The sequence below is a fragment of the Ramlibacter sp. genome, assembly GCF_029866045.1.
GTDB lineage: Bacteria > Pseudomonadota > Gammaproteobacteria > Burkholderiales > Burkholderiaceae_C > Ramlibacter.
On record NZ_JARXAB010000086.1, the window covers coordinates 23209 to 29673 of the forward strand.

At 59.3% G+C, this 6465-nt stretch carries 10 protein-coding genes; 1 reads left to right on the top strand and 9 read right to left on the bottom strand.

Annotated elements, in window-relative coordinates:
• Positions 1-212: 212 nt before the first annotated feature.
• The 9 genes from QE494_RS09960 to QE494_RS10000 all read right to left on the bottom strand — a co-directional run bounded on the left by QE494_RS09960 (position 213) and on the right by QE494_RS10000 (position 5015).
• Positions 213-647 carry an HAD domain-containing protein gene (locus QE494_RS09960; RefSeq protein WP_300042885.1) on the bottom strand — a complete coding sequence of 145 codons (435 nt, stop codon included), beginning with the start codon at positions 645-647 and terminating at the stop codon, positions 213-215.
• Positions 648-796: 149 nt separating this feature from the next.
• Positions 797-1411: a BLUF domain-containing protein gene (locus QE494_RS09965; protein ID WP_300042887.1), complete on the bottom strand. Its 615-nt coding sequence runs from the start codon at positions 1409-1411 to the stop codon at positions 797-799.
• 113 nt (positions 1412-1524) lie between these two features.
• Entirely contained in the window at positions 1525-2256 is a 732-nt protein-coding gene (locus QE494_RS09970) for an SDR family NAD(P)-dependent oxidoreductase (protein WP_300042890.1), read from the bottom strand.
• Positions 2257-2292: 36 nt separating this feature from the next.
• Positions 2293-2745, bottom strand: coding sequence for a thiol-disulfide oxidoreductase DCC family protein (locus tag QE494_RS09975; RefSeq protein WP_300042893.1), 453 nt, complete (start codon positions 2743-2745; stop codon positions 2293-2295).
• Positions 2723-3046 carry a lipopolysaccharide assembly protein LapB gene (locus tag QE494_RS09980; RefSeq protein ID WP_300042895.1) on the bottom strand — a complete coding sequence of 108 codons (324 nt, stop codon included), beginning with the start codon at positions 3044-3046 and terminating at the stop codon, positions 2723-2725. Before QE494_RS09980 ends, QE494_RS09975 begins: the two co-directional genes overlap by 23 nt.
• The gene (locus tag QE494_RS09985; RefSeq protein ID WP_300042897.1) at positions 3043-3450 is read right to left on the bottom strand and encodes a DUF4149 domain-containing protein; all 408 of its coding nucleotides are present in this window, start codon (positions 3448-3450) and stop codon (positions 3043-3045) included. Before QE494_RS09985 ends, QE494_RS09980 begins: the two co-directional genes overlap by 4 nt.
• A 22-nt stretch (positions 3451-3472) precedes the next feature.
• A complete protein-coding gene (locus QE494_RS09990; protein WP_300042900.1) occupies positions 3473-4150 on the bottom strand; it encodes a demethoxyubiquinone hydroxylase family protein in 678 nt (225 codons plus the stop codon).
• Positions 4151-4163: 13 nt separating this feature from the next.
• A complete protein-coding gene (locus tag QE494_RS09995; RefSeq protein WP_300042903.1) occupies positions 4164-4658 on the bottom strand; it encodes a DoxX family membrane protein in 495 nt (164 codons plus the stop codon).
• Positions 4659-4715: 57 nt separating this feature from the next.
• Complete coding sequence (locus QE494_RS10000) at positions 4716-5015, bottom strand: high-potential iron-sulfur protein (protein ID WP_300042906.1); 300 nt, start codon at positions 5013-5015, stop codon at positions 4716-4718.
• Positions 5016-5197: 182 nt separating this feature from the next.
• Here QE494_RS10000 and QE494_RS10005 point away from each other — a divergent pair, with 182 nt between their 5' ends.
• A complete protein-coding gene (locus QE494_RS10005; protein ID WP_300042909.1) occupies positions 5198-6253 on the top strand; it encodes a MerR family transcriptional regulator in 1056 nt (351 codons plus the stop codon).
• Positions 6254-6465 lie beyond the last annotated feature (212 nt).

The following is a 6465-nucleotide window of genomic DNA, read 5'->3' on the forward strand; positions in this document are numbered from 1 at the left end:
CCTAGCAGTTCTTCAGCGCTCAATGCAAAAAGTTGGCTTGGTCCGCACATTTGCCCCGAGAGTAGCCACCCGACCACATGAATTGCACGCTGACCTGATGGAGTTCACAGCCGTCGATTGAGCTGATGGGCCAGGCACTCTTTGATCAATAACCAGATGAGGGGGGACCTACCCCCTTGCGCCGTACCAACGATGCGAGAGCCCTAGCCATCTCACCCGCCCCCACCCCCCAACCACCTCTCCAACACCCCCACCTCCCGCTCTGTCACCCCCTTGGCCCCGTCGCAGCGAATCAGCTCTTCGCAACCCGGCGGAAACTCAAAGGCGCTGTCATCGAGCGCGCGCCAGTCGTGAATGCGGTGGCGCAAACAGTAGTTGTTGATCTCGTGCCAACGCGCATACCGGCCCACATGCGCGTCGCCCGTCATGCCCTGCACTTGGCCCGCAATCTGCGGCGGCAGTCTGGCCAAAATTTCTGCTTGGGTGAAGTGAAAGCGCCAGCTTGACGAGATCACGATGCGCGGCTGCCAGCGTTCGACGGGGGGCACCAGCAGGCTGGCCAGGGCCAGCCTGTTTCGCTCGACCGGGAACGTTGGGTGCAGCACCCCGTCAAAGTCCAGGAACAGCGTTTTGATTAGCGTGGTCATCAAGGTGGGCAGTTTTGGCTGCACTGGCGCTTAAACAACGAGGGCCCCCACACCACTCTTACCGATGATCTGCAGCAATTTGGCGACCGCGCCATCCGGGTGCGTTCCCGAGGGCGACCCCCACTTCTCGGGCGCTGAAGCGGTCAGGGTTATCGCTTTCGTAACGTCTCCACCAAGCGGCGACAAAGTTGAAGATGTATATCCGTGAGTTTGCCCCCTTCCGAGGCCTCGATAACAGACTCGATCAACAGGAGAGCTTGTTCATTGCGCTGCCGGGCATTGGCTAGCGCTCGACGTAACTCCGCGATGAATTGATCACGCGCGTCGATCTCACGTATCAGGGGATCCCAATGACTTGACCGATGTCGCTGAAGAAGATTTTCAACAACGGTGGGGTGAGCGCTGAGGTACTCAGGATTAAAGTCTTGCAGCTGGAAGGCCGCTAGAGCGGGTACATCCTGAAGCGTTGACTCGGTGAGACGCTCAAATCCCATGCTCCAGTTTTCATAGAGCCTTTCCCTGGTGGCCTCACGCTGGATCACTTGGAAATCTCGATGGCGCCTGTCAAGCTCAATCTTGGCAAGGAGCGCTTCAACCGTGTTGGCCTCGCCCTCCAGCGTTTGCAAAAATGTTCCGTTGGCATAGATCAGCATCCCGGTGATACCCAGGGTCGGATTGTTGTGCTTGCAGTGCTCTAAAAGATCGACGAGGGCCGAGGACGTCAAAGAATCAGACTCACGGCTAAGGTAGGTCACACGAAGCATCGCTAAAACTCCATCCAAGCAAGGCGTTGAAAACAACACACTGCGATTATGCGAATTACAAGATGATCTCTTCGCGGATCTCTAGCGGGGATTGAGGCAGGATTTTCACGCCCTCACCGGACCAAGGGCCTCACCGTAGTGAAGCCGCCATCCACGGCAAGAACTTGTCCCGTTAGCCTGGCGGCACCATCGCCCAGCAGGAAGGCCATGACATCGGCGACCTGTTCAGCCGACTGGATCCCGCCCAGGGGATACTGCCGCGCGGCGCCCTCGCGCATGGCCGGCATCTTGAGCATATTGGCTGTCAGGGGGGTCTCCGTCATCCCGGGCGCAACCGCATTGATCCGCAGTCCTTGCGTGGCGTAGGTGGCTGCCGTGCTACGCACCAGGGCCTCGAGGCCGCCCTTGGCGGCCGCAATTGCTTCGTGGTTCGCCACGCCGATGCGTGCGACCACAGAGCTGGCCAAAACGGCGGCGCCAGGAGCCCCCTTAAGGGCTGATATCCAAGCCTGCAGCATGAAAAACGCGCTATCCAGGTTGACGCGCATCACCTCTCGGTACGCTTCAGTTTTGGTGCGGTGCAGCGGGGCGATCAAGGTGCTACCGACGCAGTGCGCCAGCAGCGCGGGAGGCTCCCCCAACATGTCCTGGCAGGCAGCCAGCGCCTGTTCAGCGCCCTCAGGCGTGGTGGTGTCTGCAGCAATACGCGCATGGGCCTCGACCTCGGCCAGTCGGCTGGCGTCGCGCCCAACCGCGGCAACCCGCAAGCCCTGGGCGTGGAGCTGCCGTGACAGGGCCCGGCCGATACCCCCGGTGGCACCCGTGATGAGGACAATAGAGCTCATGGATAGATTTTTCAAGCAAAAAGGAAGACGTGCAAATCAGGGGGTCGGGCCGTCGAGGCGCGACGCCCAGCGCTGCAACATGGGACGTCCGCGGAGAAATAGCCGATAGGTACGCTCCATCACCCAGGTAGCCCCGGGTAGACGGCCAGCCAGCGCCAGCCAGCGCCAACCAGGCAGGGCCGCCCACAGAACCAGGAAAGCTCGCGCTCCACTGAGCAGCTCGCCATCTTGGCGCTGAACGTGGAAGCGCGCCATCAGCTGTTGCCGTGTGGTGCCGGCAGGCAAAGACGCCGCCGCATCGCTCACATCGGCGAAGCAAATGGGTGTATCGGACTGAAGATTTCGGTAAATCCCGATCTCGCGACGGCACAGGGGACAAGCGCCGTCGTAAAGGACAGTCAGGGCGGGCGGCGCTTGAATCGTTTCAGCTTGAGGTGAAGGCAACACGTACAGCTCCTGGTTCTGCTCAGTATTGATAGGTCCGACCACTTGCCAATGCGTTGCGCAAGGACACTTCAGCCCAGGTTCCTTGGCCTCCCCTTGCCAAAATTTCCTCATGCTGGCGCCGTGCGGCATACAGATCGCCAGACTCGACGAAGCCCTGGCCCAGATAGGAACGAACGAGGAGGTTGTTCGGGTTTTTATCAATCGCCGCTTGATAATAGTGAACCGCTTGATCCATTTGACCAAGCTTGCGTTTGAGGAAACCGCGGTAGGTGAGAACGCGGTCATCACGTTGAAATGAAACCGGCGTTGCGCCTCGAATTGCAGCGTGGTGCAAAGGCGTCATGACGCCAGCCGAATCAGCACTGCAGCAGAGGCGACGATGTGTGACAGCGTTAACAGAACTGATGCGCCGTGCAGCTTGGCAAAACGTCTCTTTTCACCCTGATCGGCCGCAGCGTTAATCGCAGGCATCAAGACTTGCCGGCCGAATACCGTGGTGATTGCGATGAGCCCAAGAACGAGCGCACTCCAGCGATCGACAGTCCAGCAAAGCGCTGCGGCTGTGGCAGATGAACCCACCACAAACAGGTAGAAAGGGGGAAATGCTTTGCGGATCAGAAATCGTGCTTCCGCAACAGACAGGACTTTAAAGACGAATGCGGCAAATCCTGCAGAAAAAAGAAGCATCCCGCCGAACAGCCACGCGGTCACCAGCAGTGAGGCACCAGGTAAAAGCGAGTCCAGCATTTAAGTTGACCTCCTTCGGGACCTACAGTTTTCTGGAGATTCGGACAGCAGTGTCGGAACCCGCACTGACACAAAAAAGCCAGGCGCCCAGTAAAAACCCGGGCTGACCATCCCAGCGGCCCCCAGCGTCATCCCGATGGGCGACTTCATCGAGCCGGCACTGCTCCAGCCGCTCGCGTACTACAACGAGGACGTCCATAACCGCAGGCTGGGTATGGGGAGTTAACTCATCGCTCTGCCTCGACCGCAACCAGTGGTCGATCCATTCGACTTGCGCGGCGTAGTGCCGGTCGACGAAAGTCTCGACGGCTTGAATCGTTGCGTAGACTGCGCGCGCCCCCGCCAAAGCGGGTACGGCGCCCGTCAACCAACCTGCTGCGCGCCACAAGGGAAGCAGCACACTGCGCTGACGCGCCGGAACTACTTCCTCGATGTACGAAAGATGGCGCGCCTCCGTGGCGATGTGCTCACTTGCAAAAGCGCGAAGCGCCGGGTCGCGGGACACCGCGAGGATTCCGCGGTAGATCATGACCGCGCCCGACTCGCCGGAATGGTCAGTTCGCAGGTCGGCTAACAGGCAAGACGGCAGGAGCGATGCAATCACGCTCGTGCTGGGTTCGATCCGAGCTGTTTGTGACATCGCTGAATCAGAAGCCGGCTCCGACGAACCTCCCATTTTTGACACGAAGCGAAATAACAATTCAGCAGTCCAATCAATTGGGCGCGGAGGTTTGCTTGTTCATCGACGCAACAGCCCAGTTTCCTCTGAGCGCGAAATACAGGCCCCCGGTCCACAACGAAAAGTGCAAGTAGTCTGTCGCAATGAACGTGAGCAGGCTTTCCGGCTTGAGGACAGTCCAGATGATCCCTGTCGTGATGCAACACATCACAATGCCGCTGAAACGAGTCAGCAGGTCACCCACAACCGCAACCGGTGCGAAGTCTCTGAGCTTGGGGAGCGCCGTGGCTCCGCCGGCCAGAAGCCCCAAGCCAGCAGCGACTTCTCCGTAACAGACGAACCACCAAACCAGGGCTGGAATGCCCATCCCGAGGCCCGCGGCTGGATCGAACGGGAATTTGCTCACGCCTTGATTAATGAAGAGCAAGGCCAGAGGAATGCGCAAAAGAATGTGGCTCAGGCTGAAGTCTGGAATCTGCTGCCAATAGCGCTTGATGGAAAGACTCGTAGGGAAACGCTGAGTAATCATTTGATGTGGCTTGGCGATGCAAGTGCCTTTAGTGATGGTTGTGTCAAAAAAGTCGAGTTAGCCCTTCTTCGCCCATGCGTTGCACCAGCCCTTGCCGGCGACCTGACGGGCCCCGAACAGGGGGCAGCCGCCCCAAGCATCAGCAGCCTTGCCCTGAAACAAGGCGCAGTTGTTGCACAACCGGCCAGCCGCGAACTTCGGTTGCTTCTTGGGGTCGACCTTGGTGGCGTCATGGAGGTAGCCCAACGCCACAGCCTGGGGATCTTTCTCTTCAACTCGGGCCTGCGCCTGGGCAGCCCCTGCAAAAGTGGCGCCGCTGGCCGCCACAGTCATCAAAAACGTACGACGCGTGCTCATAGGTGTCCTCGTAAGTTGCATAGGCCCGAATGATTGGACGCGACAAAGGCCTATGAACTCTGCCGCGGACAGGGGTAGATGGTAACTCGCCAAGCGAATGACCATATTCACATTCAACTCAGAAGGGGCTTTATGGGATTTTTTATTGGATAATCCAACTCAAATTCTATTCACAAGAAACCATGGCGAAACATCAACAGAAGGCGGCCCGAGACCAAGCCACAGCCCAAACACCCCAGTTCCGCAGCGCAGCGGTTGCCCGAATGACGTTGATGCCGGTAGCCACACTGCGGGTCTGGGAACAGCGCTACCAAGCGGTGAGCCCCGCCACGAAGGCATCTGGGCACCGGCTCTATGACCTGGCCGATGTGCAACGAGTCCTGCTCCTGAGGCAGTTGACACAGCAAGGACACGCCATTAGCGCGCTGGCACCTCTCCATACCGAGCAATTGCAGGCGCTGGCCGGCCAGCACGCCGGCCTCGCGCAAGCAATGCCAATCGAGCACCAGAAGCCAGCTGGGGCCTTGAGGGTGGTCGTGGTCGGGCAAGCTCTCGCCGAGCGCCTGCGCCGCCCCGCAACCACCCCGCAAGGCGGGGAACTGATCGAGCTGGTGGCGCAGTTCGCCACTCTGGCCGAAGCAGTGGGAGCGGCAAGCAGCAACCGGAAAGGGACAGTGGACGCGCTGATCTGGCAATCCGCAGGCCTGCAACCAAGCCCGCCTACAGAGTTGGAGGCCGCGCGCGATGCATGGGCAGTAAACCAGGTAGTCGTGGTCTATCGCTTTGCCGGGGCAGCAGCCAGAAAAACTTTCTCAGACACCGGCGCCCTTCTTGTTCACGACAAGGCAAACGATCCCGGGCTGGGCGCTGCGCTGACATCGCTGGTATCGCGCGTGAAACGCAGGCAAGGGACTTCGAGCGCACCTGCCCTTCAAGCCGACGCAGATCGATCCTCGCCTAGGCTTGCAGTGTCTGCCGCCCCGCGTCGCTTCAGCGATGAGGTGCTGTCGGCTTTTGCTGCGATTCCCTCCGCGTCGGCATGCGAATGCCCTCGTCATGTTGCAGAGCTTCTCATGCAAATCGCTAGTTTCGAGAGCTACAGCGCTGACTGCGCCAGTCGCAATCAAGAAGACGCTGAAATCCATGCGCAACTGAATCAGGTCGCTGGAATCGCTCGGCAGCTATTCGAAACAGCCGTTGAAGCGGTTGCTCGCCATGAGGGCTTCACGTTGCGCTGAAGAAGGCGAGTTCACTCGCTTTGTGCTTCGTGGCCGCCGCGGATACAGAGGTTCGATCTACCTCGCGCAGTACCGTGACCCTCTGTTCCCCCGTAAGTCGAATTTTTCTCCAGGGCTCTTCGCGGATTAGGAGCCATCTTTCCGGCTCATATCGACACGGTAACCAGACAAGTCACTTCAGTTCAGAAAAGGCTGTTTCGGCTGCCCCTGCG